Raw genomic sequence first — 26024 nt, 5'->3', positions numbered from 1 at the left:
TTAAATTATTATGCAAAAATTGAATTCAGAAGTTGGGGACGTAGCCCATCTCCTCGGCGAGCTTCCTGAGCCTCTCGATTCTCTTCTCCGTCGGCGGATGCGTTGAGAACAGTTCGGCGATGCTCATTCCCCTGAAGGGGTTGATGATGAACATGTGGGCGGTTGCCGGGTTGCCCTCGCGCATCGGCCTGTAGCGGACGGCCTGCTCAATCTTGAGGAGCGCGCTGGCCAGAGCCCAGGGCTTTCCGCTGAGCTTCGCACCGCCTTCGTCAGCAAGGAACTCCCTCGAACGGCTTATAGCGGCTTGAATCAACATCGCCGCGATTGGTGCGAGTATCGCTATGAGGATTGCGGCGATGATGTTGTCGCCGTCACGGTCGTCGTAGGAGCCGAATATCGCTATCCAGCGAGCCCAGTAGGCGAGTTGCATTATCGCTCCTGCCATCGCGGCCGCGATTGTTCCGATGAGGATATCCCTGTTCTTGACGTGGGTTAGCTCGTGACCGAGGACGGCTTCAAGCTCGTCCCTGTTGAGGATTCTGAGGAGTCCCTGGGTTACGGCGACGACCGCGTGCTTCGGGTCCCTTCCTGTGGCGAAGGCGTTCGGAGTTTCGGTCGGGATTATCGCTATCCTGGGCATCGGGAGCCCTGCCCTCTCGGCGAGGTTTCTCACTATTGCGTAGAGCTCAGGGGCCTCAGTTTCGTCAACTATCCTCGCGTTGTACCAGCTAAGCACGATTTTGTCGCTGTACCAGTAGGTTATGAAGTTGAAGAGCATGGCGAAGAGGAACATTATGAACGCTAAGCTGGGCCCTCCGAAGAGGTAGCCGATTCCCATAAGCAGCCCGGTGAGGATTGCCATCAACAGCCCCGTTCGGAGCCACATTTCGAGCCCCATCGTCTCACCCCGGGGAAGAATACAAGGGCGAAAAATAAATCTTTTTGGTCAAAATTGGGTAGAAAAGGGGCATCACATGCCCATACCCATGTCCATGCCACCCATTCCACCCATACCGCCCATTCCGCCGGCCTGTCCTCCCTCGGACTTGCTGGGCTTGGCGGCGATGACGTCGTCGATTCTGAGTATCATTATTGCCGCCTCGCTGGCGCTCTTGATGGCCTGCTTCGGGACGCGGAGCGGGGCGATGATGCCCTTCTCAAGCATGTCCGCAGGCTTGCCCTCGAAGACGTCTATGCCGATTCCGAGGCCCTTGTTCTTGTGCTCACTGATGACCTTGACCATAATGTCAACCGGGTCAAGGCCAGCGTTCTCAGCGAGGGTCTTCGGGATTATCTTGAGGGCCTCGGCGAAGGCCTCGATGGCCAGAGCCTCCTTACCGCCGACCTGCTTGGCGAACTCGTCGAGCCTGATGCTGAGCTCGATTTCAGGAGCACCGCCGGCTGGGAGTATTGCACCGTCCTCCATGACGTCCTTGACGACCTTGATGGCATCCTCAAGGGCCCTCTCGACCTCGTCAACCACGTGCTCGGTTCCACCTCTGATGAGTATGGTTACCGCCTTCGGGTTCCTGCAGCCCTCGACGAATATCATGTTCTCGCCGGCAACCTTCCTCTGCTCGACAAGCTCAGCCTCACCAAGGTCCTCGCTGGTAAGGTCCTTAACGTTGGTGACTATCTTGGCGCCGGTGGCCTTCGCAAGCTTCTCCATGTCGCTCTTCTTGACCCTGCGAACGGCCATTATGCCGTGCTTGGCCAGGTAGTGCTGGGCCAGGTCGTCGATGCCCTTCTGGACGAAGAGAACGTTGGCCCCGGTCTTGGCTATCGCCTCGACCATGTCCCTGAGCATCTTCTCCTCCTGCTCTATGAAGTCGAAGAGCTGGTCCGGGCTGGTGATGTTTATCTTCGCATCGGTCTCGGTCTTCTTGACCTCAAGGGCGTCGCCGATGAGGGCAATCTTGGCGTTCTCGACGCGCCTTGGCATCCTCGGGTGAACGACCTCCTTGTCGATGACGACACCGCGAATGAGCTCGCTCTCGTCAACGCTCTCGCCGGGCTTCTTCTCTATCTTAATGTTGTCGATGTCAACCTTGTACTTTCCGTTCTCCTTCTCGGCGACCTGCCTGACGGCCTCAACGGCGAGCTTAGCTAAGAGCTCGCGGTGAGCCTCGGCGCTCTTTCCGGTGATTGAGGTGCCGGCTATCTTGAGGAGGGTCTCCTCGTCGTCGGGATTCACCTTGATGGCTATCTCGTCGAGTATCTCCTGGGCCTTCTCGGCCGCCATGGTGTAACCCTTGACGATTATGCTCGGGTGAATGTTCTGGTCAAGAAGCTCCTCGGCCTTCTTCAGAAGCTCACCAGCAATGACAACGGCGGTAGTAGTACCATCACCGGCCTCCTTGTCCTGCGTCTTAGCAACCTCAACCATCATCTTCGCGGCAGGGTGCTGAAGGTCAATCTTGTCGAGGATGGTGGCGCCGTCGTTGGTGATGACGATGTCGCCGAGGCTGTCGACGAGCATCTTGTCCATACCCTTCGGGCCAAGGGTGGTTCTAACCGTCTCGGCGACAATCCTCGCCGCGAGGATGTTCAGCCTCTGGGCGTCCTTACCTATATACCTCTGGGTTCCCTCCGGGAGAATAACAACCGGCTGTCCACTCATGCTCATTTTGGCATTCCTCCAAACGTTTTGCCTTTTTGCGGAATCAGTTCGTCAGCGCTCTATATAAATTTTTGGTTCAAATTGTTCAAATTTTCAGTTTAATTTTGGTCAATCGACAGAAAAAAGCTGGAGCGATTATGGAAAGGGCTAAAACCTTGGGGGACAATGACGGGTGGTGGGCAGTCCATGGACGTAAAGACCTACAACCTTCCCCCAGACTTCGCGAGAAAAGCCATTGAGGACATCGAACGCTATGGGATTGTCGCGGCGGATGTCGAGAACAGGGTTTCCCTCCTCGACGATATGCTCAAATCGGACGAGGAGAAGCTCAAATACGCGCGGGAGAAGGTGAAGGAGGGCAACGTTGATAAGGCCGTGCTGGTCGTTCGAGATGGGACGGGAACGCTCGTGATAAACGTCGAAAACGTTGTTGAGATTCGGGTTGAGCTCGGGGAGTATGAAAAGTTGCTTCGGGAAGCAGGGGTGGTGGAATGAGGCTCATAGCCCAGGGCGCCGAGGCGAAAATCTACGAGGGGACCTTTGAGGAGGTATTTGGCGTTGACCTGCTGAACGAGAGGGTAATCGTGAAGCACAGGGTTCCGAAGAGGTACAGGATTCCGGAGATAGACGTCAAACTTAGGAAGGAGCGGACCGTCAGGGAAGCCCGAATCCTCCACAGGGCGAAGGAGTTCGGCGTGAACTGCCCGTACGTCTATGAGGTCAACCTGCGCGACATGGTAATAGTGATGGAGTTCATAGAGGGGAAAAGGTTGAAGGAGCACCTTGAGGAAGTCCCGATGGACGAACGCTTAAACCTCTGCCGGGAAGTCGGAAGGCAGATAGGCAGGCTCCACAAAGCCGGCATCGTTCACGGCGACTTAACAACGAGCAATATGATTCTCCGCGGGGGGAAGGTCTACCTCATAGACTTCGGTTTGGCCGATTTTGATTCGACGCTCGAGGCGAGGGGTGTTGATTTACACCTGCTCAAAATGGCCATGGAGAGCACGCACTACACCTGGTTCGAGGAGGGATTTAAGGCGGTTCTTGAGGGCTACGCTGAGGTTCTCGGCAAAGAAGCGAGGAAGGAAATCGAGGAGAAGATAGAAGAGATAGAGAGCAGGGGAAGGTACAGGGAGCGGAGCTGGCTCAAAGCTTGAACCTGTTGACCTCTTCCATGAGCCTCTGGACGACCTCTTCGAAGTCCGCAAGCGTTGCGCGGACCTCCTCCAGCGCCGAGGTCTGCTCCTCCGCCGCGGCGCTGACTTCCTCTGCCGCAGCAGTGGTTTCCTCCGCAGATGCCGCGAGGTTCTCGAGGAAGCGCAGGCCCTCGTCTATCTTCTCGCCCTCCTCAAGGACCTTGTTCTTGAGCTCGTTGGCCTTGACCTCCATCTCCTCCATGAGCTCGGCTATGTGGGTGAGGTACGAGACGCTCTCCTTGAGGACTTCGGTTGATTGGGCAACGGTCTCAACGCTCTTTCCGGTGACCTCGACGCTCTCGTCAATCTTGGCCATAATCTGCTCCACGATGTTCCTGATATCGTCGGCGGCCTGCTTGCTCTCCTCCGCGAGGTTTCTAATCTCCTCGGCAACGACCGCGAAGCCTTTTCCTGCCTCACCTGCCCTCGCCGCCTCGATAGCCGCGTTCAACGCGAGCAAATTCGTCTGCTCCGCGATGCCCGTAATCACGTTGGTTATGTTGGCTATGTTCTTGCCCATCTCGGCAACGCCCTTGACGGTCTCCTCAATCATCAGCATCATGTTCCTTATCTCTTCAATCTGCCCGACGGCCTCTTCGCCCTTCTGGCCACCCTCCCTGGCAAGTCCGACAACCTCGCTCATGGACCTCTCAAAGTCCTCCATCGTGTTTATGGTCTCCTTTCCTATCTCGTCAATGTAGCGCATGGTTTCCGTCATGTGGTTGATGTTCTCCTGCTCCCTCTGCGCCTCAATGCTGACCTGGTTGATTGCCTCGGCAACCTGCTGTATTGCCTCGCTAATCTGGTCTATGTTCTCCTTGATGAGGGCACTCCTCTCGTTTACAACCTCCGCTGCATCCTTGATTGATGTGACCATACGGTGTAGATTTTGACGCATTTTCTCAATTGTCTTTCTTATCTCTCCAAGGTGTCCATTGAGTTCGGTGTCTTCAACCGTCAGGTCTCCCTCTGCTATTCTGTCGAGGATTTTTATGATGACGTTCATCTGCTCCTCTATCTCCCTGCGGTACTGCTCGACCTCGGGAGGAATCTTTGCCTTTCCTGCTATGTTCTTCGTTAGCATTATCCCTGCTCCCACGCCTATAATGCCTCCAATTAGGCCCGCAATGGGGCCCGCTAGAAACGCCGGCACTATCGTCAGGCCAAAGGCCAGAACCGGTGACGCTATGAGCGCGCTCTTCTCATCCATGCCTCATCCCCCAGGGGAGTACGCGTTAAAAATACTTAAAGCTTTCTAATTCAACAAAGTAAGAACATGACGCCAAAAAGGTGTAGTAACTACCTACACAGGGACCTACACATTCCGTCCGAAAGAGGCCAGAATCCGCTCGTATATTTCCCTGTCCTTTCCTCTCGCCTTTCTCGCGAGCCTCTCAACTATGAGCTCCGGCGTGCTCCTGCCGAGCTTTCCGAAGACTGGCTGTCTGTCAACGATGAGGTTCAGGTTCTCGTCGAGGCCCTTCGCCTCTATTCCATCAACCCTCGCGAAGGGGAGCTCCTTTTTGAGGTCCTCGCCGAGGTGAGAGATGATAACGACCCTAAAGCCCCTCTCGTGGGCCACCTTGAGGAGCTCGCCGATTATCTTCACGGCGGCACCGGGCTCGGTTATGGCCTCGAACTCGTCTATCAGAATCAGCTTCCTCCCCTTACCGCGCAGGGCCCTCACGAAGGACTTAAGGGCGGTCTCAAATGCCCCGGCCCCGTAAACGCTCCTTTTCCTCCGGAAGAAGAACAGCTCGTCGAGGGGCTCGAGCCAGGCCCTCTCCGCTGGAACTGGGAAGCCCATGTGGAAGAGGATTTCAACCTGCGTTATCAGCTCAAGCAAACTCGTCTTTCCACCGCTGTTCGCGCCGGTGAGGATTACAACGTCTTCATCGTTAATCCTCTCCGCGCCGGGGACATTGAACCCCTCCGGCCTCTTCCCGACGACGTAGCTCACCGGCTGTGGGTTCTCGATGAAGAGGTGCCTCCCGCGCAGGAACGCGATTCCATCGCTCCATATTTCCGGGAACGAAAAGCCTCCGGTGAATTCCCTCACAGCTAAGAGAAAGTCGAGCTCGTGAACCCTCTCAAGTTCCTCCTTGAGCTTGGGAATGAGTTCCTTCATCTCTTCAAGGATTTCCCTCGCCTTCAGGTAGCGCTCAAGGGCCAGCTCGCGTTCGAGAAGGTTTCTGAGTTCTTCGACCCTTTCCACCGGAACGCGAATCGGGTAAAGCTCCTCCCGCGAGAAGAGCTCCACCGTAACGCCGAGCCTCTCAGAGAGGTCGCGCTCGGCCTCGTTTATCAGCCCAAGGATTTCCTCCTCGACGTCGCTGAAGTGCCGGAATATGGCATCGTAGTTCCCCTCGCGGAGCTGGGCGAGGAAACTCAAGAGTTCTTTCCCGCTGAGGGTTAAACTGAAGTTCTCAAGCCTCTCGCCGATTCTCTCGTTGAGCTCGCGCTCCTTCTCCGCTATCAGCTCGTCGAGGGATTCGAGAACCTTTTGGCGCCCCATTACCTCCTCGAATTCCTTCAAGGCCTCAAGCATTCTCGGAGCAACGCTCCCCTCGCCGGTCAGCTCGCCGATTCTGGCGAGGGCCTTCAGAGTTTCCCTGTTCCTCCAGAGGGGCAGAATGTAGAGTTCGGGGGCTATCTCCTGAGGTTTCAGCTCAACGTCAACCCCGTAGCCGAGTGTGCTCAGGACAATCGGATACTCGCGGGCTTCCTCTACGTCGGTCGTGACGTGGCACAGGTTCAAAGACTCGGCCTCTTCAACCTCGGACTCATCAACTAGAAGAACCCTGTCGTTCAGGAACTCCCTCTGGAACCTTATCGGCCTTACCTTCGAGATTAGGCCCCTCATCTCGGGCCTTACCTTCGAGAGGCCCTCCCTGAGATACTCCTGCCGTCTCCTTATCTCGTCCGGGTCGTTGGTAAGGGAAAAGCGCTCAAGATGGGCCTCGCTACCCGGAAGGCTCAGCCTCCTCCGAATCTCCGACAGGATTGCCCTGTGAACTGTTCTCGCCTCGGGATTCAGCTTTGGCCTCATCCCCGGAAGCTACGCCCGGGAGTTTATAAGAATTAATGAAGGGGAGGTTAGACGTTGAAAATCCTTATGGTGTTCGTTCCCGCGGTCCTCCCTATCGGCGTTCCCTTGGTCAGCAGAACGGTGTCGCCCTCGCTCACGAGCCCGAGGCCCGTTATGAGGCGGATTATCTCCCTCTCGCTCGTTTCTTCCACCTTGAACGGGTAGACTCCGTAGGAGAACATCAGCGTGTTGGCGACCCACTCGTTGGTAACGAAGGCCAGAACCCACTGCTTCGGCTTGAACCTCGCTATGAGCCTCGCGGTCTGTCCCGTTCTGGTGGGCGTCAGTATGTACTTGATGTCAATTGAGTTGAGGGCCTCTATGATGCTCCTCGCTATTGCGTCCTTTATCGTTCCCTTCGTCGGCCCGCGCCCCTTCCACTCGTTCATCTTCCACTCGACCGTTCTGCTCGTCCAGAGGCTGTCGCGGTAGGCCTCGGTGGTCTTGGCTATCTTCGCCATCATCCTGACGGCGTCAACCGGGTACTTTCCAACTGCAGTTTCCTCGGAGAGCATAACCGCGTCGGTTCCGTCGAGAATGGCGTTGGCGACGTCGGTGACCTCCGCCCTGGTAGGGAGCTTCTCATGCGTCATGCTCTCGAGCATCTGGGTGGCCGTCACAACGGGCTTGCCGGCGCAGTTGGCCTTCTTGATGAGCTTCTTCTGGAGTATCGGGAGCTTTTCAATGGGCATCTCGACTCCAAGGTCGCCCCTCGCTATCATAACGCCGTCGGAGGCGTTGAGAATTTCGTCGAAGTTCCTGACCGCGTCGGGGCGCTCTATCTTCGCGATGAGGAACAGATTTCCGTGGTGGGAGTCAACGAAGCGCCTGACCTTGAGGACGTCGTAGGCCGAGCCCACGAAGCTTATACCCACCGCATCGACGCCGACCTCAAGGGAGAACTCCACGAACTCCAAGTCCTTCTCGGTCACCGCATCTATTGCCAGCCTCGCCTTCGGGACGTTTATACCCTTGTGGGAGAACAGCGTGCCCCCGACGAGAACCTTGCAGATGACGTCCTGACCCCGAACTTCCTCAACGCGGAGCGCTATGAAGCCGTCGCTGAGGTAAATCACATCGCCCTTGGAGACCATCCTCGGGAAGTCCTTGAACTCAACGGGGATTACCGCTTCGTTTCCAACGACGTCCCTGGTGGTCAGAGTTATAGTCTGCCAGCGCCTCAGGTTGACGGAACCGCCCTCTATTTCTCCAACGCGAATCTTGACGCCGGGCAGGTCGCCGAGTATCGCGACGGGCCTGTCGAGCTTCTCTGAAACCTTCCTGACGAGCTTTACCGCCCTCTCGTGCTGTTTGAGGTCGCCGTGGGCGAAGTTGAGCCTCGCAACGCTCATGCCCGCGCGGACCATCGCAGAAACCGTTTTCTCCTTGAGCGAAGCCGGGCCGAGGGTCGCTATAATCTTCGTTTTCTGCCCAGGAAGTCTCATGCTACCACCTAAGAAGGGACTACGCGCTCCCGCTAAAAAACGTTTCCCGCGGAAGGTTTATTAATTAGGGCGCCCTAAAAGCTCTGGTGGTTTCATGGGGTTCCTTGAGGTTGAGGTTTACGACGAAGGGGGCCGAAAGGTCAGGCTCGGGGACATCGTAAAGGGCAGGTGGACGGTTCTCTACGTTTACCCAAAGGACAACACCCCCGGTTGCACAACCGAGGCGAAGGAGTTTACGGAGTTGCTTCCCGAATTCGAGAAGCTTGGCTTCCAGGTGATTGGGGTCTCGAAGGATTCTGTTGAGAGCCACCGCAGGTTCAAGGAGAAGCACGGGCTAAAGGTTAAGCTCCTGAGCGACCCCGAGGTTCAGCTCATCAAGGCCCTCGGCGCGTGGGGAAAGAAGAAGCGCTACGGAAAGGAATACGAAGGCGTCATAAGGAGCACGTTCATCATGAACCCTGAGGGTGAAATCGTGTGGGAGAAGCGCAACGTCCGGGCAAAGGGGCACGCCGGAAGGGTTCTCAAGGTTGCCAAGGAACTCAAAGGGTGAAGCTCCCCAAGCTCTCCTTCAGTTTTTTCATGCAGGAGTCACAGAAGATGGCGGGTCTGGAGTCCCACTCCTCAATCGTCGCCGGCGGGTTCATGACGCACGGGTTGGAGCAGTGCTCGAGGCCGAAGGCGTGGCCGACCTCGTGAAGGATGCCCTTGAGGAGGCGTCCCTTGAAGGTCTCGAGCTCACGGGGAAGGACCCTTCTGGCGAGGTGTTTGACGTCCTCCTCGACGTTTGGGCTCTCAAGGGTTCTGATGGCCATTCTGAGGACGTCCGACTCAAAAGGTCTCATTGAGAGCACCATTATCCTCCTTCCGAGCCTCTCCGCCTGGAACCCCAGGAAGCTCTCGTAGAAGTCGAAGTAGCGGTTCCTCGACGCGAGGGGGAAGCTTATCAAACCGAGGATTTTGTTCATGGTTATTCCGTCGTTCTTCTCGAGCTCAACCTTGAGGCGGTAGTCAAGGAAATCAACGAGGACCTCGAGGGGGTATAACCTGACCCTGTCCTCGGGGGTCTCAACCGTTATTAAGTAACCTGGTTCGAGGGTCAGGCTGTCCAGGTAGAGAAACCTCAGAGGGAGGTCGAGGTCTTTTAAAAGCCTGTTAGCGTCATCAACGACTTCGAACATTGTCCTTTCAAGCGTTTCGCTGAGGAAGTTGGTAACGTATGTGAAACCGATGAACTCCATGGATTCCACCGCCGCTCATGACTTAGGCGGGAGAATCTTTATAAGCGTTCTTTTAGAAGGTTGAACCAAGATGTTTTTAAGTCACCACCGGGAGTGAATGCTCGGGCGATGGCGTCCGCCCTAACGGCCCGCCGGGCCTGATGACGCCTGTTCTGCGTCCGGGGGGTGAGGGTATGGTCTCCAAGTTCGACAGGATTGCCCGTTACGTTAACGTTGATGCGGTTCTCAAATACGTGGGAGAGAGGCGCCACGAGGACGGAGGGTACTGCTTCGTGAGCCTTCTCGACGATACGAACGTAAACGACACCTACTACGCGGTCAAGATTTACGAGCTATTGGACCTGGACTTTCCAGAGCCCGAGAAGACTATAGAGTTCCTTGCAAATGCGATACAGCCCCAGACGGCCGTCGTGGCAATAGCGATGGCGCTTGAGGGGCTGGCCGTTCTCGGGGCCAAGGACGTGGCGAGGGAGAGGAGTGAGATAGTCTTCACCAAGTACAACCCCGCGGAGGGCAAGTTCGCGGTTGGACTCGGGGGGAGCGAGGAGTTTGGAACGGCAACGCCGCTCGAGGCCACCTACTGGGTCACAAAGGCCTTCGATGCAATCGGCCTCAAGTTTAACCCCGACGAGAGGGAAGCCATAAGGGAGTTCGTCATGAAGTTCCGCAACGGCAACGGCTACGGCGTCAAGCAGCCGACTACGACTATGACGTATCAGGCGATATTCAGCCTTCGCAAACTCGGCTATCACCCGCCGAAGAGTCCCCACTTCAGGAACTGTGAGCTCTGTGGTGATTGGGGAGGCTTTACCGAGGTGCCCTACAGTCTTCCACCATACCTAGAGCCAACGTTCTATGCCTCCAGGGGACTGGAGATTCAGGACGAAGCGCCTTCCTGTCCGAGGAGGCACATATGGTTCATCCGCCAGCTTCAGAATCCCAACGGGGGATTCAGGAGGAGTATAGAACTCGGAATCTCGAACTTCCAGAACACCTACCGCGCGCTGGCGGTCGTTGAGTTCGCCTCACGCTTCGTTTAGTGAAGGCCTATGGACGTTATCGAGCTGGAGCTGAGGAACGCTATGAGCGAGCCGGGTTGCCCGGTGTGCAGGTTAGTTGAGAGGTTCGAGAGAACCGAGATTGAAACGATACTCTACGAGCACCCCAACGACCCCGAGGTGCGGAGGGAGTTCAGGGGAAGCGGCGGGCTCTGCACGTATCACGCGTGGAAGGTCCTCCACCTTGCCCTTTCCAACCCCCTCCTCGGTCCCCACGGGGTCTCCGTCATATACGAGGACGTTCTTAGGAGCTACCTCTCTGGGAAAGTGGGGGAAGACGAGTGCTTCCTCTGCAGACTCTCAAGAGAGAAGGAGAGAACGCTAATCGAGTCCATCGCCGACAGACTGCCGGAGCTCCTCGATGCCTATGCGGAATCCCCATCGATACTCTGCAGGAGGCACTACGAGGAAATCCTCAAACTCGTAGAAGACGAGAACCTTAAAACCCGTCTCGAGGAGGTTCAGAAGGAAAAGCTTCGGGAGCTTGACGCCCGGCTCGTGCGGCTCATCGAGAGCTTTGACTACAGGTCCGAGGAGAAACCGAGTGAGGATGAAAAGAGGGCAGTCATTGAGGCCGTTGAATTTCTGGTCGGGAGGGAGGTAGGACCCCACTCCCGGCGCCGGGAGAGGAGGGAGAAGCGTTGGCCGTTGAGATTGAGGTGAGTGGTGAGGAACTCGACGCAATCAGGAGGAACAGGCGAGAGATAGAGGTAAGATTGAGGGACGTTGAGGGACTTGAAAGAACGCTGAGAGCCCTCAAGCTGAGGATTTTGCTTGAGAGACGGGAAAAACTTCGAAGAAAGCTTGAGGAGATGGAGAAACACTACGAAGAGCTCGTTGAATTCGAGAAAAAAGCCAAGGCCGACAGGGAGTACATGATGAAACTCCGCGAGGAGCTCGGGGAAGAAAACGCGAGACTCAGGAAGATGCTGGGTGGTGGGGATGAAGATAACGGTGTGGGCAAAGGGAAGGTGGAGAAAGGTTAGCTTCACAATACCCGACGACCTGTGGCGGCGAATAGAAGAAGTGAGCAAAAAGCACGGTTTTCGAATTGAAGAAGCACTTCGGGTTATCCTCCTCGATGGATACGTTGACGAGGAAGTTAATGACGAGGAGCTAAGAAGAATTGAAGAGGAAATAAACGGGCTTGAGGAGAAACTTTACGAGCTCGAAGGTCACTGGTCCCCCTTAAAGTTCAAGACGTACTACTCGGCCATGGACAACCAGAACCTGGCGATAATGCTCTCGGGGATGATAGCCGAGAACAAGAGGTTGAGGAAGATGCTCGGCATGCCGGAAAGGGACTACTCGAAGGTGGAGGAGCTGATACACTACTACATGTCATCCGCGTTCGGTGAGGGAAGTGGGAAGGGTTGAAGAACTTCTACGCGAACTTGAGAAGCTCAGGGAGGAGTACCAAAAAGCTTTAAAGGATGCCGAAATCATGCGGAGGGAGATAGCCCGGCTGAGGGCTGAAAATGAGAGACTCCTCAGGTCACCCAAAGGGGAACAACGTTGATGACGTTAGGGAACTCTTCGAGCTCTCCCGTGAGATAGCTTCCCTGCGGTTTAAACTCACCACCGTCCTGAACGAAAACTTCTACCTGGCCATGAAGCTCTTTGCACTCTCCTCACGAAACAAACTCCTCGGTGGAAACGGGGCTAGGGAAGAGGTCCTCAAGATAGCCGAGAGGTACATGCAGAGGTGATGGCATGAACGCGAAGCTAATAACCCTGGTCGCACTTGGAGGGGCGCTTGGTGCACTCACGAGGTTCTATCTATCTGGACTGCTACCGGTCTACAGGGACTTTCCTGTGGGAACCCTGCTGGTAAACAGCGTAGCCAGCTTCATCCTCGGCTACCTCTATGGACTGCTCTTCTGGGGAATTGATGTCACGCCCGAGTGGAGGCTCTTCCTTGGGACGGGCTTCTGCGGTGCGCTGAGCACGTTTTCAACATTCTCCTACGAAACGTTCTCGCTCCTCCGCGAGAGGGAGTACCTCATAGCGGGCATAAACGTGCTGGCAAACGTTTTTGTAACCATCGGCTTAGTATTCCTTGGCTTCATTGTGGCAAGGAGGTGATTGCATGGTTGAGGTCGAGCACTGGAACACCCTCAGGCTGAAAATATACATCGGCGAAAACGACCGCTGGAAGGGGAAGCCCCTCTACAAAGCGATAGTTGAAAAGCTCCGCGAAATGGGCATAGCCGGGGCGACGGTTTACAGGGGCATCTACGGCTTCGGAAAGAAGAGCCACATACACTCGAGCGACGTCATGCGCCTCTCGGCGGACCTGCCTATCGTGATTGAGGTCGTGGACAGGGGGTTCAAGATAGAGAAAGCGATATGTGAAATCAAGCCGATGATTAAGGACGGCATGATAACCGTTGAGCCCACCCTCGTCGTGTGGGTCGGAACGAAGGAGGAAGTTAAAAAGTTCGAAGAGGACGCGGTTCATGAGGAATAGTACAACCAAAATCCAATAACTTAATAAAGCCTTAACTCGACTTTCTCACAAACTAACGTTACAGTAACCCCTGAGAGGGGATAGAGATGATGTCGCTTGAGTTCGAAGTTCCCGTGAAGAGGCTCAACGACGTTATGGGGGTAATCCTCAGGGAGGACGCCAAGCTCCAGTGGGTGTACTATCGTGACGATGCGAAGAGCGTCGTTGTGAGGACGACCATCTCAAAGGGAACGCTTGAAAGGTTCCTACTCAGACTGGCGTCGGTGGTGGAGCTTCCGGTTGAGGTCACGATAGTGGAGGAGAAAACCGGGGCGAGGTTGATTCACGAGGCGTTTCTCCTAAGGGTAGACGTCTCAACGGGCTCATACCCAGTCGTCGTGCTCCTGTTCTACAACGTCAGCAAGTTCTACCCAGACACTATAATAGTTGGCACCTCCGCGGACGCTCCACAGGAGCTCATAGACACCGTGCTTAAATTGACGATTGGTAAGGTGAACCTCCTCAAAACCGAGAAGGTCAGAAGCTCAATCGTTGATGGGGGACTCTTCATCCAGCTCAGGGCGAACGTTTCGAACTCATCGGGGAAGGAGATAGCCCTTGTTTAACTCGACAACTTCTTAACCTCCCCTCCCAACTCTTCTCGGTGGTTCCGATGCTTCACCACGTTAGGCTGATTTACGCGACCAAAAGTAGAAAGCTCGTCGGCAAGAAAATCGTTCTCGCGATTCCCGGGAGCATAGCCGCGGTTGAGTGCGTCAAGCTGGCAAGGGAGCTCATAAGACACGGCGCGGAAGTGCACGCGGTGATGAGCGAGAACGCTCAAAAAATAATCCACCCCTACGCAATGGAGTTCGCCACCGGGAATCCCGTCGTGACCGAGATTACTGGCTTCATAGAGCACGTCGAGCTGGCCGGAGACCACGAGAACAAGGCCGACCTGATTCTCGTCTGCCCCGCGACGGCGAACACCATAAGCAAGATAGCCTGCGGCATAGACGACACACCCGTCACGACCGTTGTAACAACTGCCTTCGCCCACACCCCGATTATGATAGCCCCCGCGATGCACTCCAGCATGTACGAGCACCCAATAGTCGTTGAGAACATCGAGAAGCTCAAAAAGCTGGGCGTCGAGTTTATCGGCCCCCGCTTCGAGGAGGGCAAGGCGAAGGTAGCTTCGATAGACGAGATAGTCTACCGCGTCATCAGGAAGCTCCACCCCAAGAGCCTCGTGGGGAAGCGCGTTTTAGTTACGGCAGGCGCGACGAGGGAGTATATAGACCCGATTCGCTACATCACCAACGCGAGCAGTGGTAGAATGGGAGTTGCAATAGCCGAAGAGGCGGACTTCAGGGGAGCGGAGGTTACGCTCATCAGGACGAAGGGGAGCGTCCCGAGCTTCGTCGAGAACCAGATTGAAGTGGAAACGGTGGAGGAGATGCTCGAGGCGATAGAGAACGAGCTGAAGGCGAAGAAATACGACGTCGTCGTTCTGGCCGCTGCAGTCAGCGACTTCCGCGTTAAGAACAAAGCCGGTGAAAAAATCAAGAGCGGGAAGAGCCTTACCCTCGAACTCGAACCGACGCCGAAGGTAATAGACCGCGTTAAAGAGCTTCAGCCAGACGTATTCCTCGTGGGCTTCAAGGCCGAGACGAGCGAGGATAAGCTCATCGAAGAAGCCAGAAAGCAGATTGAACGCGCGGGAAGCGACATCGTCGTTGCCAACACTCTCAAAGCGTTCGGAAGCGAGGAGAATGAGGTATTTCTCGTCACCCACGATGGTGTTAAGAAGCTCCCGAGAATGGACAAGCGCGAGCTTGCTGAGCGGCTCTGGGATGAGGTTGAGCGCCTTATCTAACCCGAACCTTTTTAAGTCCTTTTTCCCACCTTTCTTGATAAAACTTCGTATGGAGGTCGTTGGTATGGTGAACCTAAACCAGGCGCTCCCCTACGTTGGGGTGACGCCGTTTCAGCTGATTTCTGCTCTCGCAATTCTCATCGTGGGTTACGTCATTGCGAGAGCCGTCGTAGGGGCCTTCAAGCGGACCCTCAGAAAGACCAAGCTCCCGCCGCTGGTCGTCGAGTTCCTCGGCAGGTTTCTGGCCATTGGCCTCTACCTCATCGTCCTCATCGTGGCCCTCGGGGCCGTTGGAATCTCGGTATCGCCGGTAATCCTCGGTCTGTCGGCGGTGGTAGGCCTAATCCTCGGCTTCGGTCTGCAGGACACGCTGACCAACCTCGCCGCCGGCGTCTGGCTCGCCGCGCTGAGGCCCGTTGACATAGGGGAGGTCGTGGAGGTCGCGGGCAAAACTGGCAAGGTAAATAAAATCGGCCTGATGGGAACCGAACTCCTGACGCCTGACAACAAGCTGATAACGATCCCCAACAAGCTCGTCTGGGGGAGCGTCATAACCAACTACACGAGGATGCCCACGAGGAGGGTGAACGTTGACATAGGCGTCGCCTACGGGACCGACCTCGACAGGGCGATAAAGCTCGCGATGGACCTCATGAAGAGCCACCCGAAGGTTCTCAGCGATCCGGAGCCAAGCGTCGTCATAACGGCCCTCGCGGACTCCTCGATAAACCTCCAGCTCCGCGCCTGGACCAAGACGGAGGACTACTGGGCCGTCAAGGGCGACCTCACGAGGGGAATCTACGAGCTCTACACCCGGGAGGGCATAGAGATTCCGTTCCCGCAGCTCGACGTCCACTTGAAGAACGAATGATTTTCGTATTTTTCCTCCTTTTCCCGCAGTTTGTGTGCGGGTCCCTTCTCAAACCTTTCGTTTTAAACCAAAAGGTTCATATCAACCCCGGTTTACTACTTCCGGTGAAGCCGGATGAAGAAGATAGGCCTTATAGGAGGAACGACCCCGGAGTCGACCTGCTATTATTACAGGAAGTACCTTGAGGTCAGCAGGGAGCGCTTCGAGCCCAACGTTTATCCCGAGCTGATAATATACTCCATAAACTTCAAGGAGTTCGTGGACAACCCGAGGGGCTGGGATGGCAGGAAGGAGATACTCATCAACGCGGCGAAGGCCCTTGAGCGGGCCGGGGCGGAGATAATAGCCCTGACCGCGAACACGCCCCACATAGTCTTTCCCGACGTCCAGAAGGCAATTAACACGCCGATGGTCAGCATAATCGACGCCCTCATCGAGGAAATGAGAAAGAGGGGCGTTAAAAGGGTCCTCCTCCTTGGAACGAAGACGACCATGACCGCGGACTTCTACAAGAACGCCCTCCGCGAGGCCGGCTTCGAAGTCCTGACGCCGAACGCGGAGGAAATCGAGGAAGTTGAGAGGATAATCAAGGAGGAGCTCGCTCTTGGCAACTTCGCGAGCAGGGACTGGATAATAGACCTAATCAACCGCTACATCAGGGAGGAGGGCATCGAGGGGGTCATCCTCGGTTGCACGGAGCTTCCCCTCATCGTTAAGGCCGGAGACGTCGATGCCGAGGTTTTCGACACAGTCGACATTCATATGCGCAAGCTCATCGACCTCGCGAGCGAGTGATTTTTAAGGCCCTCTTCTTCCCTTTCCCCGGGTGAGAGAATGGAGCTCAGGGAATTTCAGGAGATGATTAGGGAAATCTACTTCCACAAGGACTCGAAGAGGGGCGTTGAGAGAACCTTCCTCTGGTTCGTCGAGGAAGTTGGAGAGCTGAGCGAGGCGATAAGGAAGAACGACCGCGAGGCTATGGAGGAAGAATTTGCCGACGTCTTAGCTTGGCTCGCGAGTTTAGCCAACCTTCTCGGCGTTGACCTTGAGGAGGCCGCGAAGAAAAAATATCCGGGCGTCTGCCCCTACTGCGGGAAGAAGCCGTGCGAGTGTGAGGAGAAGTTCTGACTTATATGTCTTTTTTCAGGGCTGTTCCTGCTCCGAGCAGGAGGAAAACGATGGACAGCAGAACGAGACCCTTCATTATCCCAACGCGCCCGTAGAGCCAGCCGGCCAAAGCGTTTAACCCTCCGCTCAGCGTCGCCGTGAACAGCGAGTAGAACGAGCCGATTGTTGCCCTCTTCTCGTCGGGAATGGTCCTCTGAAATCGGCCCTGCCACTCCTTGAACGCCTGGGCGAAGAAGAGGCTCCCAAAAACCAGCGTGGGGAAGCCGAGGCAGCCGTTCACCCCCGCGAGGAGGGTTAGGGAGGGAATTAAAACCGGAGACCACTTGTAGATGACGGTCCTGAGCTTTTCACCAAAGTCAACGTACCACGAGATTCCGCCTATCAAAGTGTAGCCGGCGGAAATCCACGAGACTATTATAACGGAAGCGATGACGGCGTAAAAGTAGAGCTGCATGAAGGACGTGAAAGCCGTTAGGGGAAGCCCGATGAGGTTCGCGTAGACGAAAAGCCTGAGAATTTCCGGGGAGTTTCTAACGAAGCGGAGGCTTTCGAGCAGGTGCCTACCGTAGGAAGCTCCACTTCTCGCGGTGTCTGCTGGAACCGTGGCGAGGATTAGCGCCGAGAGGAGCGCGAAGGGGACGCTCAGGAGAACCGCGAAACGCATGTCGAAGGAGTGAGCAATGAAGCCTCCGCTAACGGCTTCGACGAAGCCTCCGGCCATCTCAAACGACCTCAACCTTCCGTAAATCATTGGATACTCGCTTTCCCTTCCGTCTCTGGAAAGGAGTTCGTAGAGCCAGCCGGTTTCCGCACCGGTTAGGAAGGCCAGCGCGAGTGAATTAAAGAGGGTTGCGATGAGAACGCCTGTAAAGGAGTGCGCTAGGTAGAGGAGGAGCGTCCCGGGAACCAGCAGGAGTTTAGAGAGAAGGACGCTCGCCTTCTTCGAGATTTTATCTGCGACCACTCCAGTTGGAACCTCAAGCAGGGCCACGAGAACGAGCGAGAGGCCGATGAGGAGGCCAATCTGCCCGTCGGTGAGGCCGAGGCTCCGGAGGTAGATTAGGTAGAAGCCCGAGTAGAACGTCAGGTGAAGGAGGCTTGAGAGGTAGAACCGCCCCACGTAGTCCATGGTGAAAGGTGCGGGTTTTTTCATTAAACGTTTTCGTTTTCCGAGTTGGTGCACCTGCTCAAGTTGCGCTTCCTTTCGACCGCCATCTGAACGAAAAGACTTTTATACTCCTCCGTGAACTATTCTATGCAGTAATCCGAGGTGATGTGCATGGAGCTTTTGGAGTTCGCGGTCGAAAAGGCCCTTGAGCTTGGGGCCAGCTACGCCGAGGCCCGCTACGAGGAGAAGAGCGGGACTCACCTGGCCATGAAGAACGGTTCTCCCGAGGGAATGGACATTGAGGCCGACAGGGGAATCGGGATAAGGGTTCTCGCCGACGGCGGAATGGGGTTCGCGAGCACGAACGTTCTGACAAGGGAAAGCGTTGCCGAGGCCGTTAAGAGGGCCGTCAAGCTGGCGAAAGCGGCTTCCCAGGTTAGAAACGAGCCGATTGAGTTCAGCGAGGAGGACTTCCACCGCGTTTCCTACAAGGTCAAGATGAAGAAGGACTTCCGCGACATTTCCCCTGAAGAGAAGCTCGAAATCCTCAGGAAAATCGAGGAGGAAGTCAAGGCCACCGGTGTCAACGTGCCGATGCGCTATTTAATGTACTCCGACCAGCTCTGGAAGAAGGTCTTCGTCAACAGCGAAGGCGCCTACGTGAAGAGCAAAATCCCGCGCGTTTCCGTTGTCTACAACCTCGTCGTCTTCGAGAACGGCCAGATGGAGCAGGCGCCCTTCGTCCAGAGGGCCTTCTCCGGCGGTTTTGAGCTAATCGAGAGGGACGAGCCTTGGAACTGGGCGGTGAAGGACGTCAAAGCCCTGAAGAGGCTCATAACCGAGGGCAAGAAGCCACCGGAGGGAAGGGTTGACCTCGTCATAAGCCCGGAAGTTGCTGGTATAGCGGTTCACGAAAGCGTCGGCCACCCCTACGAGTCCGACAGGATTTTCGGAAGGGAGGCGGCGCAGGCAGGGGAGAGCTTTGTCAAGCCCGATATGCTCGGCGAGAGAATCGGGAGCGAGGTAGTCACTGTCATAGACGACCCGACGATTCCGAACAGCTGGGGCTTCTATCTGTATGACGACGAGGGCGTTAAGGCTCGCCCGAGATACCTCATAAGGAACGGAATCATAACCGAGTTCCTAACCAACAGGGAGTACGCCAGAAAGCTCGGCCAGCGCTCGAACGCGGCCGCGAGGGCGATAAACTACAACCGCGAGCCGATAGTGAGGATGGCCAACACTTACTTAGCCCCCGGTGACCACTCCTTCGAGGAGCTGATTGAGGACGTAAAGCTCGGCGTCTACATGGTGTCCTTCAACGAGTGGAACATAGACGACAGGCGCTACCAGCAGAGGTACATCGGCAGGGAAGCTTATCTCATCGAGAACGGAGAGATAAAACACCCGGTCAGGAGGCCAATCCTCGAGATAACCACGAGAGCTTTGTGGAGCAGTGTTGACGCCGTTGGTAAGGAGGTTGAGTTCTACCCCGGAACCTGTGGCAAGGGCGAGCCGGGACAGGGCGTCCCCGTCTGGATGGGCGGAGCGCACGCGAGGCTTAGGGACATACCGCTGAGGAGGCCGTGAGGTGGTGGCGATGTTCGAGCTTAACGAGTTCATACTCAAGAAGGCTGAAGAGCTTGGCTTCGGCGACGTCGTCGTTCTGAGCTACGAAACGAACCGTAGGCAGGTGCGCTTTGCCAACAACGAGATTACCGTTGCCAAGCACTGGCACGAGAGGAAGGTTGAACTCTTCGTCGAGAAGGACAAGAGGATAGCGAGCACAACCATAACCGAGCTGAGCGAGGAGAACGTTGAGCGGGTTTTGAAGACCCTCAAGAAGAACATCGAGAACCTCTCGCCCAAGGAGGACTACTACGGCATCGCCGAGGGGCCGTTCCAGTATAAAGACATCCCCGAGACCTTCGATAAGGCGATAGTTGAGCTCGACGAGCCGAACGACTACGTCGAGATTGCCATAAACACCGCCCTGAGCGAAGGTGCCAAGCGCGTGGCAGGGGTTCTCTACACCGACCACAACAGGCTTTACCTGACCACGAGCAACGGGGTGGAAGCCTTTGACGAGGGGACGGGGATAGAGATAAGCGTCAGGGCCTTCGTGGGCGACCTTGAGAGCGGACACGGGACGTGCTCCGCGAGGGTTTTGAAGAAGTTCGACCCCGAATTGGCAGGAAGGAAGGCCGGCGAGATTGCCCACATGGCCAAGGACCCGGTTCAGGGGCCTGAGGGAAGGTTCGATGTCATCTTCGACCCGCTCGCTTTCGCGAACCTGCTCAGCTACATGGGCTTCATGCTCTCAGCCTACGCGGCCGAGGCGGGCTTCTCGTTCCTGACCGGAAAGCTGGGCCAGAAGGTCGCGAGCGAGCTGGTAACGCTCAAGGACGTTGGAAACCTGCCCAACGGCTACGGCACGAGGAAGTTCGACGACGAGGGCGTTCCGACGAGGGAAACCACCGTCATAGAGAACGGGACATTCAAGACGTTCCTCCTCAACACGAGCCTCGCCAAGAAGTACGGAACGGAGACAACCGCCAACGCCGGCTTGATAATGCCGAGACCCTGGAACCTCGTCCTCGAGCCCGGCGACTACTCCAAGGCAGAGCTGTTCAGCGAGGTTAAGCGGGGCATCTACATCACCAACGTCTGGTACACCAGATTCCAGAACTACGTGACCGGCGACTTCTCGACGATACCACGCGACGGAATCTTCCTGGTCGAGAACGGCGAGTTCAAGCCGATAAGGAACATCCGCGTCAGCGACAACCTTCAGAGGATTCTGAGCAACGTAGTTGCCATAGGCAACGAGCCGTTCCAGGTGCACTGGTGGGAGGTTTCGAGGCCTGTCATTACGCCCTACGTCCTCGTCAAGGACGTTGGAATAACGAGGGCGACGAAGTGAGCTTCGCCGTCAATTTCCCTATTTTTGTATGGGAAATGTTTTTTATCCTTCTACCTACCCGTCATGGTGGTACCATGAAACCAGTGCTGTTCTTCGAGCCGAAGGTAAGGGCGGCTTTCGCCTACTGTCCGAGCTCCGGAGGAAGTTGTTTTATCCGTGGAATCTGAGGTATCTACCGACTATGTATTTCTTGAATATCTTCTCTGACGCCGAGCCTCTGTATAGTGCCTTTTCTAGGTTTCTCTTTTTCAGGCCGTACTTCTCCGGATTTTTGAGCATATCATTAACAAGTTTCGCTGCGTCGTACAGCACTAGCGCGATATATCTGTATTCCCCCGCAACGTGCTCCATTTCTATACTTTTTTCAAGTCCGCTCCAAACAGATTGAGTGAGGAATCCTGCCTGTACGCTGGCCGTGGTGTAACCTTTTTGTTCAAGCTCTTTGATTTTTTTCTTCGTTTGTTCTTTCACCTCATTCTCTGATTTTATTTTTCCCGCCCGTATTTCCTCTTCCAGTTCTTTGTATATCTTAGCAAGCTCCAGAATTTCTTCGGCAGGCTTTTTGCTGTGCGCGACAATTGAGGGCAGGACTATCTTAAAAATCGCGGACTTGGCAGGATCTGGCCCCTTCATTCCCAGCTCCCGGGGGTCCTTAGTTGGCAGCACGATAATCTTCCCATCCTTCTCCACGTATTCATAGCCGGTCTCGGGATGCCTCTTTATCAGTCCCTTTGGAACTCCCAACACCTCTTCAACCCAGTGCCTTTTAGGCTTCGCTGGTGTGTGCGTTTCTTTCTCCGCTGTATCCCCTCCTTTTAGGCCCTCCGATGGTTTTGGGGCAGATTGTTTCCCGGACATCTGCTGCTTTGCACGGTCTTCCAGTACAACAGCGTATTTCCCTTCGGGTGTCTGAATCACTTTGCCTCCCTTGAGTGATGCGAATTCTTCGGCAAACGTTCTTTCTTCGAATATCGCCACGATTCTACCGGTAACTTGTGGCTTCTCCACCTTACTCATATCTACGTCATCTATGGTGAATGGCACCTTCTTCGCTGGTTGCTGCGTTGTAGTCTTTTGTTTCTCTTCTTGAACCCGCCGTGGAGGCGCTGTTCGCTTCTGCACAACAGGCGGTCTTGGCACTGCAGCGGTTTTTCTCGTGGGTGTCTCCCCGAAGATCTTCTTCAGGTGTTCTCCCCTCTTCAGCCGCTGCACTTCCTCTTCCAATTCCCTGACCCTCTCCTCTCCCAGCAGCTCCTCCATCCCGCTCTTCTTCTCAAACATGACCCTCGCATGCATCCCCAGGAGCTCGTACAACAGCCTGTGCGCCAGATGTATCTTCTCTATCTCCTCCTGCGTCAGGTAGTTGGGCAGGTGCAGCTGCGGAGGTATTCCCTGCTCCTTTACCATGTCCCTCAGGTAGTCTGCAGGAGTATAGCGCGGATTGCCCCTTCTTTTCATCTCTTCCCGCGCCTTCTCTGCCAATACCTTCATGAACTTGCCAATGGGTTTTGCCGCCTCTACCGCCACCGGGAACAGCTTCTTAAAGTCCTCTATAGCCTCTGGCGGGAATTTATCTGGATTCGCCCTCATCCACGCCTCTACATCCCTGAGCGCCTTCTTCACGTCAATCTCGTCAAAATCCTTGTACACCCAGAACGGTTTTCCTGAGTATATCTCTTTATCTTCTTTCTTAACGTGACGAAGAGCTTCATCCACTGGCCGTGACACATAGAGCCAGTGGCCCGGATCGTACTTCTTCTTCAGGAGCGTGCGCATCATCACGTTCAGTGCGGCGTAGCTCCAGCGGTCCTGTTCTTTCTCCGCGGCCGTGTAGTCTGGACTATAGACGTCTCCCCATATCCCTCTCCAGTCTTTCTTTGCGGCCTCCTTTAGCGGAGGGAGCACGAGACCGTGCCAGTCCGGGCAGCAAGTTGCTAACGCATCTCCTTCGTGAATGTGCTCGCTGGGCCTTCCTACTCTTTTATTGTACAATTTGTCAGGTACCGGCACCATTCTTTTCCACCTCACCTACTCTTAACTACACTTCAGTAGTATAAAAAAGAAGGGGATCACCCCAGCTTAATCGTCCACTGCCCTCCTCCCGCCTTTGCCACTATTGTCAATCCATCTGCCAGGTTTCCTTCCACCGTTATGTACCTGTCCGCGTTGGGGTTCACATGGCTCCACTCCGCCAGCGTACCCACTGCTTGGCCCGCTGCCGCACAGAGCAGACCAACGCTCATCTGGTGTCTTAACATTGTTACCACTTCATCATCGTGATGACCTCAATACGTCCCGCAGTTATAAAAGGCTTGCGGCCGGGGCGAAATGTTTAAAGTGATAATTAAGATTATCATAACGGTGATTATCACATGGTTCGGTTCGTTGACAGGGAGGAGGAGCTTAGGGCACTGAGAGAACGGCTCTCGGGCGAGAACTTTGAGCTAATCGTTATCTACGGCCGGAGGCGCGTCGGAAAGACTCGTCTCGTTCTCGAAGCCGTTAAAGACGTCCCTCACGTTTATTACCTGGCCGTTGAGGGGGACAACCTGAGGCACTTTCGAGAAACGGCGAGCAGAGTTTTTCCGGAGGTGAAATACGCTGGAGAGAACTGGGAGAGTTTGCTCCACGCCCTCAAGGGCAGGGTAATAATCATCGACGAGTTTCCCAACCTGATTAAGGAAGACCCATCTGTTTTGAGTCTCTTCCAGCGGGCAATTGACACCGACCTTTTGAACTCAAAAACGAAGCTCATCCTCCTCGGCTCCTCTGTGAGCATGATGACGGAGAAGGTGCTCAGCTACAAGAGTCCCCTCTATGGGAGGAGGACGGGCTCAATGAAGCTCAAACCCCTGAGGTTCTTCCATCTGAGGGAGTTCTTTCCCCGCGCAAGCTGGGAGGAGCTCGTAGAGGTCTACGGCATGACCGATGGGATTCCGTTCTACATAATGCAGGTCCGGCTGCCCTTCTGGAAGTGGCTTGAGGGGGAGCTGAGAAACCCGGTAAGCTTCTTCCGCGACGAGGTGGATTTCCTGCTGAGGTACGAGTTCACGGAGACGAGAACTTACAGGCGAATCCTTGAGGCGATAGCCCTCGGCAGAACGACGCCGAAGGAGATAAGAGACTTCATCGGTATGAGACACTCAGATGTAACCCCCTACCTGAGAAACCTAATCGAGACTGGCCTCGTCGTTAGGGAGGTTCCGGTAACCGAAAAACCGAACTCGAAGAGGGGCCGCTACTACGTGGCTGACAACTTCCTCGTCTTCTGGTTCCGCTTCATATATCCAAACCTCTCGGCCATCGAGGAGGGGGTCTTTGACATCGGGGAGATTAAGCGGGACTACACCCACTACCTCGGCCCGGTGTTTGAGAAAGTTGCCAAGCAGTTCCTCGTCGAACTCAATAAAGCTGGAAAGCTGCCGTTCCGCTTTACAAAAATTGGCCGCTGGTGGAGGAAGGGGGAGGAAATTGACCTTGTTGCTTTGAACGAGCGGGAGAAGCGGGCGCTCTTTGTCGAGGTTAAGTGGAAGGACTTGTGTGAGAGGGAAGCGCGGGGGATTTTGAAAGATTTAAAAAGAAAGGCGGAGCTTGTAGGTCTTGATGGATGGGAAAAGGGCTACGGGTTGATTGCGAAGAGAGTGGAAGGAAAGGAAGGACTCAATAATGAAAGCTACCACGTCTGGGATTTGCGTGACTTCGACGCCGTGCTCTGACGTTGAGGGAAGCCTTGAGAGATAAGCTCTTTGGAAGGGTTGCCTTGAACGGGCGAAGAAGGTGCTTTTCGGTGAGGTCAGGTGGAAGGAGTCGAACGAGAGGAAAGCAATGGGAATCCTATGACCTTTGAGAGAAAGGCCGAGCCTGTGGGGCTGAAAGGTCGGGGGAGGAGGTCAGGAGTCGACTGACAGGCGCATTGAGGGGAGAATCCCTAAAAGTCGAAGACCGATTAGTCTGGGACCTTGAGGATGGTAAAACTAACCGGTCAAAACAGAGGGTGATGCCATGTCCGACCACTTCATCCTGCCCTTCGAGAAGCCGATGCTTTCGCTCAGCAACGCGCCCCACAGGGGAGGTTTAACCCGGGCAAACGGCTTCTTCTTTATGAAGGTTCCCAAGAACTACTCCGGCGACTACAAAGCCGACTGCCTCGCCTTCGAGCGCGAAAACGGTTTGAAAAACTTCGTCGGCTTCATGACGGCCGCAGACATCGGCAAGGTGCTCTCGGTTTCGAGGAGCGGGAGCGTTACTGCCTACGTTACCGCAGGAATAACCAACCCGGCAATAGCAGGCGAAGAGCCGCCACCGTGGAAGCCGGGAACGATAAACATCGCCCTTGTCATCAAAGAAGGCCTTACGGTCGGCGCGATGGCGAACGCGATAATGACTGCGACGGAGGCAAAAACCTACACCCTCCTGAGCCTCGGATACAATGCCACCGGGACGACGAGCGACGGCATCGGGGTTTTTGCCCTCGAGGGCGAAACGGAGTGGGCGGGAACGGCGACGAAACTCGGCCTCAACATCGGCAGGGCGGTTAGGAGGGCGCTTGAGGAGAGTTTAAGAAAGTGGGAGGGGGACGAGATGTTGGGCTACCGCCAGGCATACTAACCGGAAAAAGATTTAAATACTTCTTTTTGTAATGCTTCATCGGTGGGGACATTTGCGGCGGTTACTGGTGAACGTCGCGAGAGCAATCGCCATCGGAGCAATCTTCTACTACCTCGTGGGCTCAAGCAGAGGCGTTGCCCTGCTTCCCCTCTACGCCGGCACGATACTTGCGTTAGGATACATCCTCATCAACATCGGCGCGCTCGTTGGGCGGAAGCTACACCTGAAGAAGGCACTTCTCGACGTTGCCCTTCTCTACGCCTTTGCCATTCCCGCGGCCCTCCTCGCGGAGCGCTCCCGGCCGGCCGCGGGGGTTGCTGCTGTCTCTGCCCTCGCCTTCGTGCTTATCCACGCGATAGACGCCCTGAATGGGGAGCGCGCGCGAGAACCGGGGGTTTGAAGTGCCGTGC

At 55.5% G+C, this 26024-nt stretch carries 30 protein-coding genes and 1 riboswitch; of the genes, 21 read left to right on the top strand and 9 right to left on the bottom strand.

Annotated features, from left to right (window positions below; all coding sequences use genetic code 11):
* Nucleotides 1–25: 25 nt before the first annotated feature.
* The gene (htpX, locus tag CS910_RS07970; protein ID WP_099210968.1) at nt 26–898 is read right to left on the bottom strand and encodes a zinc metalloprotease HtpX; all 873 of its coding nucleotides are present in this window, start codon (nt 896–898) and stop codon (nt 26–28) included.
* A 72-nt stretch (nt 899–970) separates the two neighbouring features.
* Nucleotides 971–2626 (bottom strand): thermosome subunit beta, encoded by a 1656-nt coding sequence (gene thsB / locus CS910_RS07965; RefSeq protein WP_099210966.1) that lies wholly within the window; start codon nt 2624–2626, stop codon nt 971–973.
* Between the two features lie 180 nt (nt 2627–2806).
* On the opposite strand from thsB, the gene CS910_RS07960 reads away from it, so the two are divergent.
* Both CS910_RS07960 and CS910_RS07955 read left to right on the top strand, forming a co-directional pair.
* Complete coding sequence (locus tag CS910_RS07960; protein ID WP_099210964.1) at nt 2807–3115, top strand: hypothetical protein; 309 nt, start codon at nt 2807–2809, stop codon at nt 3113–3115.
* Nucleotides 3112–3780, top strand: a complete 669-nt coding sequence (locus tag CS910_RS07955; RefSeq protein WP_099210962.1) for a Kae1-associated kinase Bud32 — start codon at nt 3112–3114, stop codon at nt 3778–3780. The genes CS910_RS07960 and CS910_RS07955 overlap by 4 nt, the downstream gene beginning before the upstream one ends.
* Here the strand turns inward: CS910_RS07955 and CS910_RS07950 are convergent.
* From CS910_RS07950 to pyk, 3 genes are all read right to left on the bottom strand, one after another.
* Nucleotides 3770–5029, bottom strand: a complete 1260-nt coding sequence (locus CS910_RS07950) for a methyl-accepting chemotaxis protein (protein ID WP_099210960.1) — start codon at nt 5027–5029, stop codon at nt 3770–3772. The two genes, CS910_RS07955 and CS910_RS07950, sit on opposite strands and share 11 nt — an antisense overlap.
* 105 nt (nt 5030–5134) lie before the next feature.
* Nucleotides 5135–6868 carry a MutS2 family protein gene (locus CS910_RS07945; protein ID WP_099210958.1) on the bottom strand — a complete coding sequence of 578 codons (1734 nt, stop codon included), beginning with the start codon at nt 6866–6868 and terminating at the stop codon, nt 5135–5137.
* 47 nt (nt 6869–6915) lie between these two features.
* On the bottom strand, nt 6916–8352 hold the full coding sequence (gene pyk / locus CS910_RS07940; protein ID WP_099210956.1) for a pyruvate kinase: 1437 nt from the start codon (nt 8350–8352) through the stop codon (nt 6916–6918).
* 94 nt (nt 8353–8446) lie between these two features.
* On the opposite strand from pyk, the gene CS910_RS07935 reads away from it, so the two are divergent.
* Complete coding sequence (locus CS910_RS07935) at nt 8447–8902, top strand: peroxiredoxin (protein ID WP_099210954.1); 456 nt, start codon at nt 8447–8449, stop codon at nt 8900–8902.
* Here the strand turns inward: CS910_RS07935 and CS910_RS07930 are convergent.
* Nucleotides 8892–9590, bottom strand: a complete 699-nt coding sequence (locus tag CS910_RS07930) for an archaemetzincin (protein WP_099210952.1) — start codon at nt 9588–9590, stop codon at nt 8892–8894. The two genes, CS910_RS07935 and CS910_RS07930, sit on opposite strands and share 11 nt — an antisense overlap.
* A gap of 95 nt (nt 9591–9685) precedes the next feature.
* A riboswitch (Fluoride riboswitch) is annotated at nt 9686–9747 on the top strand.
* 16 nt (nt 9748–9763) lie between these two features.
* On the opposite strand from CS910_RS07930, the gene CS910_RS07925 reads away from it, so the two are divergent.
* The 13 genes from CS910_RS07925 to CS910_RS07870 all read left to right on the top strand — a co-directional run bounded on the left by CS910_RS07925 (nt 9764) and on the right by CS910_RS07870 (nt 16975).
* Nucleotides 9764–10630 carry a prenyltransferase/squalene oxidase repeat-containing protein gene (locus CS910_RS07925; RefSeq protein ID WP_099210950.1) on the top strand — a complete coding sequence of 289 codons (867 nt, stop codon included), beginning with the start codon at nt 9764–9766 and terminating at the stop codon, nt 10628–10630.
* Between the two features lie 9 nt (nt 10631–10639).
* Complete coding sequence (locus tag CS910_RS07920; protein ID WP_099210948.1) at nt 10640–11311, top strand: DUF6062 family protein; 672 nt, start codon at nt 10640–10642, stop codon at nt 11309–11311.
* A complete protein-coding gene (locus tag CS910_RS07915) occupies nt 11290–11634 on the top strand; it encodes a hypothetical protein (RefSeq protein ID WP_223211945.1) in 345 nt (114 codons plus the stop codon). Before CS910_RS07920 ends, CS910_RS07915 begins: the two co-directional genes overlap by 22 nt.
* A complete protein-coding gene (locus CS910_RS07910; RefSeq protein ID WP_099210946.1) occupies nt 11591–12025 on the top strand; it encodes a ribbon-helix-helix domain-containing protein in 435 nt (144 codons plus the stop codon). The genes CS910_RS07915 and CS910_RS07910 overlap by 44 nt, the downstream gene beginning before the upstream one ends.
* Nucleotides 12012–12167 (top strand): hypothetical protein, encoded by a 156-nt coding sequence (locus tag CS910_RS11910; RefSeq protein WP_158523825.1) that lies wholly within the window; start codon nt 12012–12014, stop codon nt 12165–12167. The genes CS910_RS07910 and CS910_RS11910 overlap by 14 nt, the downstream gene beginning before the upstream one ends.
* Nucleotides 12127–12357, top strand: coding sequence for a hypothetical protein (locus tag CS910_RS07905; protein ID WP_099210944.1), 231 nt, complete (start codon nt 12127–12129; stop codon nt 12355–12357). The genes CS910_RS11910 and CS910_RS07905 overlap by 41 nt, the downstream gene beginning before the upstream one ends.
* Before the next feature lie 4 nt (nt 12358–12361).
* Nucleotides 12362–12733 carry a fluoride efflux transporter CrcB gene (gene crcB, locus CS910_RS07900; protein ID WP_099210942.1) on the top strand — a complete coding sequence of 124 codons (372 nt, stop codon included), beginning with the start codon at nt 12362–12364 and terminating at the stop codon, nt 12731–12733.
* Between the two features lie 4 nt (nt 12734–12737).
* Complete coding sequence (locus CS910_RS07895; protein WP_099210940.1) at nt 12738–13118, top strand: DUF190 domain-containing protein; 381 nt, start codon at nt 12738–12740, stop codon at nt 13116–13118.
* An 86-nt stretch (nt 13119–13204) separates the two neighbouring features.
* Nucleotides 13205–13723: a hypothetical protein gene (locus tag CS910_RS07890; RefSeq protein WP_099210938.1), complete on the top strand. Its 519-nt coding sequence runs from the start codon at nt 13205–13207 to the stop codon at nt 13721–13723.
* Nucleotides 13724–13770: 47 nt separating this feature from the next.
* Entirely contained in the window at nt 13771–14976 is a 1206-nt protein-coding gene (gene coaBC, locus CS910_RS07885) for a bifunctional phosphopantothenoylcysteine decarboxylase/phosphopantothenate--cysteine ligase CoaBC (protein ID WP_099210936.1), read from the top strand.
* Between the two features lie 64 nt (nt 14977–15040).
* Nucleotides 15041–15847 (top strand): mechanosensitive ion channel family protein, encoded by an 807-nt coding sequence (locus CS910_RS07880; protein WP_099210934.1) that lies wholly within the window; start codon nt 15041–15043, stop codon nt 15845–15847.
* Between the two features lie 114 nt (nt 15848–15961).
* The gene (locus CS910_RS07875; protein ID WP_099210932.1) at nt 15962–16642 is read left to right on the top strand and encodes an aspartate/glutamate racemase family protein; all 681 of its coding nucleotides are present in this window, start codon (nt 15962–15964) and stop codon (nt 16640–16642) included.
* A gap of 39 nt (nt 16643–16681) precedes the next feature.
* Nucleotides 16682–16975 carry a MazG nucleotide pyrophosphohydrolase domain-containing protein gene (locus CS910_RS07870; protein WP_015858969.1) on the top strand — a complete coding sequence of 98 codons (294 nt, stop codon included), beginning with the start codon at nt 16682–16684 and terminating at the stop codon, nt 16973–16975.
* 1 nt (nt 16976) lies between these two features.
* Here the strand turns inward: CS910_RS07870 and CS910_RS07865 are convergent, their stop codons facing one another.
* A complete protein-coding gene (locus tag CS910_RS07865) occupies nt 16977–18104 on the bottom strand; it encodes an MFS transporter (protein WP_099212480.1) in 1128 nt (375 codons plus the stop codon).
* Between the two features lie 150 nt (nt 18105–18254).
* Between CS910_RS07865 and CS910_RS07860 the strand changes: the two genes are divergently transcribed.
* Together CS910_RS07860 and CS910_RS07855 are read left to right on the top strand one after the other, a co-directional pair.
* Complete coding sequence (locus CS910_RS07860) at nt 18255–19673, top strand: TldD/PmbA family protein (RefSeq protein ID WP_099210930.1); 1419 nt, start codon at nt 18255–18257, stop codon at nt 19671–19673.
* 10 nt (nt 19674–19683) lie between these two features.
* Nucleotides 19684–21006, top strand: coding sequence for a TldD/PmbA family protein (locus tag CS910_RS07855; RefSeq protein ID WP_099210928.1), 1323 nt, complete (start codon nt 19684–19686; stop codon nt 21004–21006).
* Between the two features lie 150 nt (nt 21007–21156).
* Here CS910_RS07855 and CS910_RS07850 read toward each other — a convergent pair whose 3' ends face one another.
* Together CS910_RS07850 and CS910_RS07845 are read right to left on the bottom strand one after the other, a co-directional pair.
* On the bottom strand, nt 21157–23019 hold the full coding sequence (locus CS910_RS07850; RefSeq protein ID WP_099210926.1) for a hypothetical protein: 1863 nt from the start codon (nt 23017–23019) through the stop codon (nt 21157–21159).
* Between the two features lie 56 nt (nt 23020–23075).
* A complete protein-coding gene (locus CS910_RS07845) occupies nt 23076–23264 on the bottom strand; it encodes a hypothetical protein (RefSeq protein WP_099210924.1) in 189 nt (62 codons plus the stop codon).
* A 114-nt stretch (nt 23265–23378) separates the two neighbouring features.
* On the opposite strand from CS910_RS07845, the gene CS910_RS07840 reads away from it, so the two are divergent.
* From CS910_RS07840 to CS910_RS07830, 3 genes are all read left to right on the top strand, one after another.
* Nucleotides 23379–24722: an ATP-binding protein gene (locus tag CS910_RS07840; protein ID WP_099210922.1), complete on the top strand. Its 1344-nt coding sequence runs from the start codon at nt 23379–23381 to the stop codon at nt 24720–24722.
* 286 nt (nt 24723–25008) lie between these two features.
* Complete coding sequence (locus CS910_RS07835; protein ID WP_099210920.1) at nt 25009–25614, top strand: adenosylcobinamide amidohydrolase; 606 nt, start codon at nt 25009–25011, stop codon at nt 25612–25614.
* A 67-nt stretch (nt 25615–25681) separates the two neighbouring features.
* Complete coding sequence (locus CS910_RS07830; RefSeq protein WP_099210918.1) at nt 25682–26014, top strand: hypothetical protein; 333 nt, start codon at nt 25682–25684, stop codon at nt 26012–26014.
* Nucleotides 26015–26024 lie beyond the last annotated feature (10 nt).

Origin of the sequence: Thermococcus henrietii, assembly GCF_900198835.1 — an archaeon.
Classification (GTDB): domain Archaea; phylum Methanobacteriota_B; class Thermococci; order Thermococcales; family Thermococcaceae; genus Thermococcus; species Thermococcus henrietii.
This window is presented reverse-complemented; position numbering and strand designations above follow the sequence as displayed.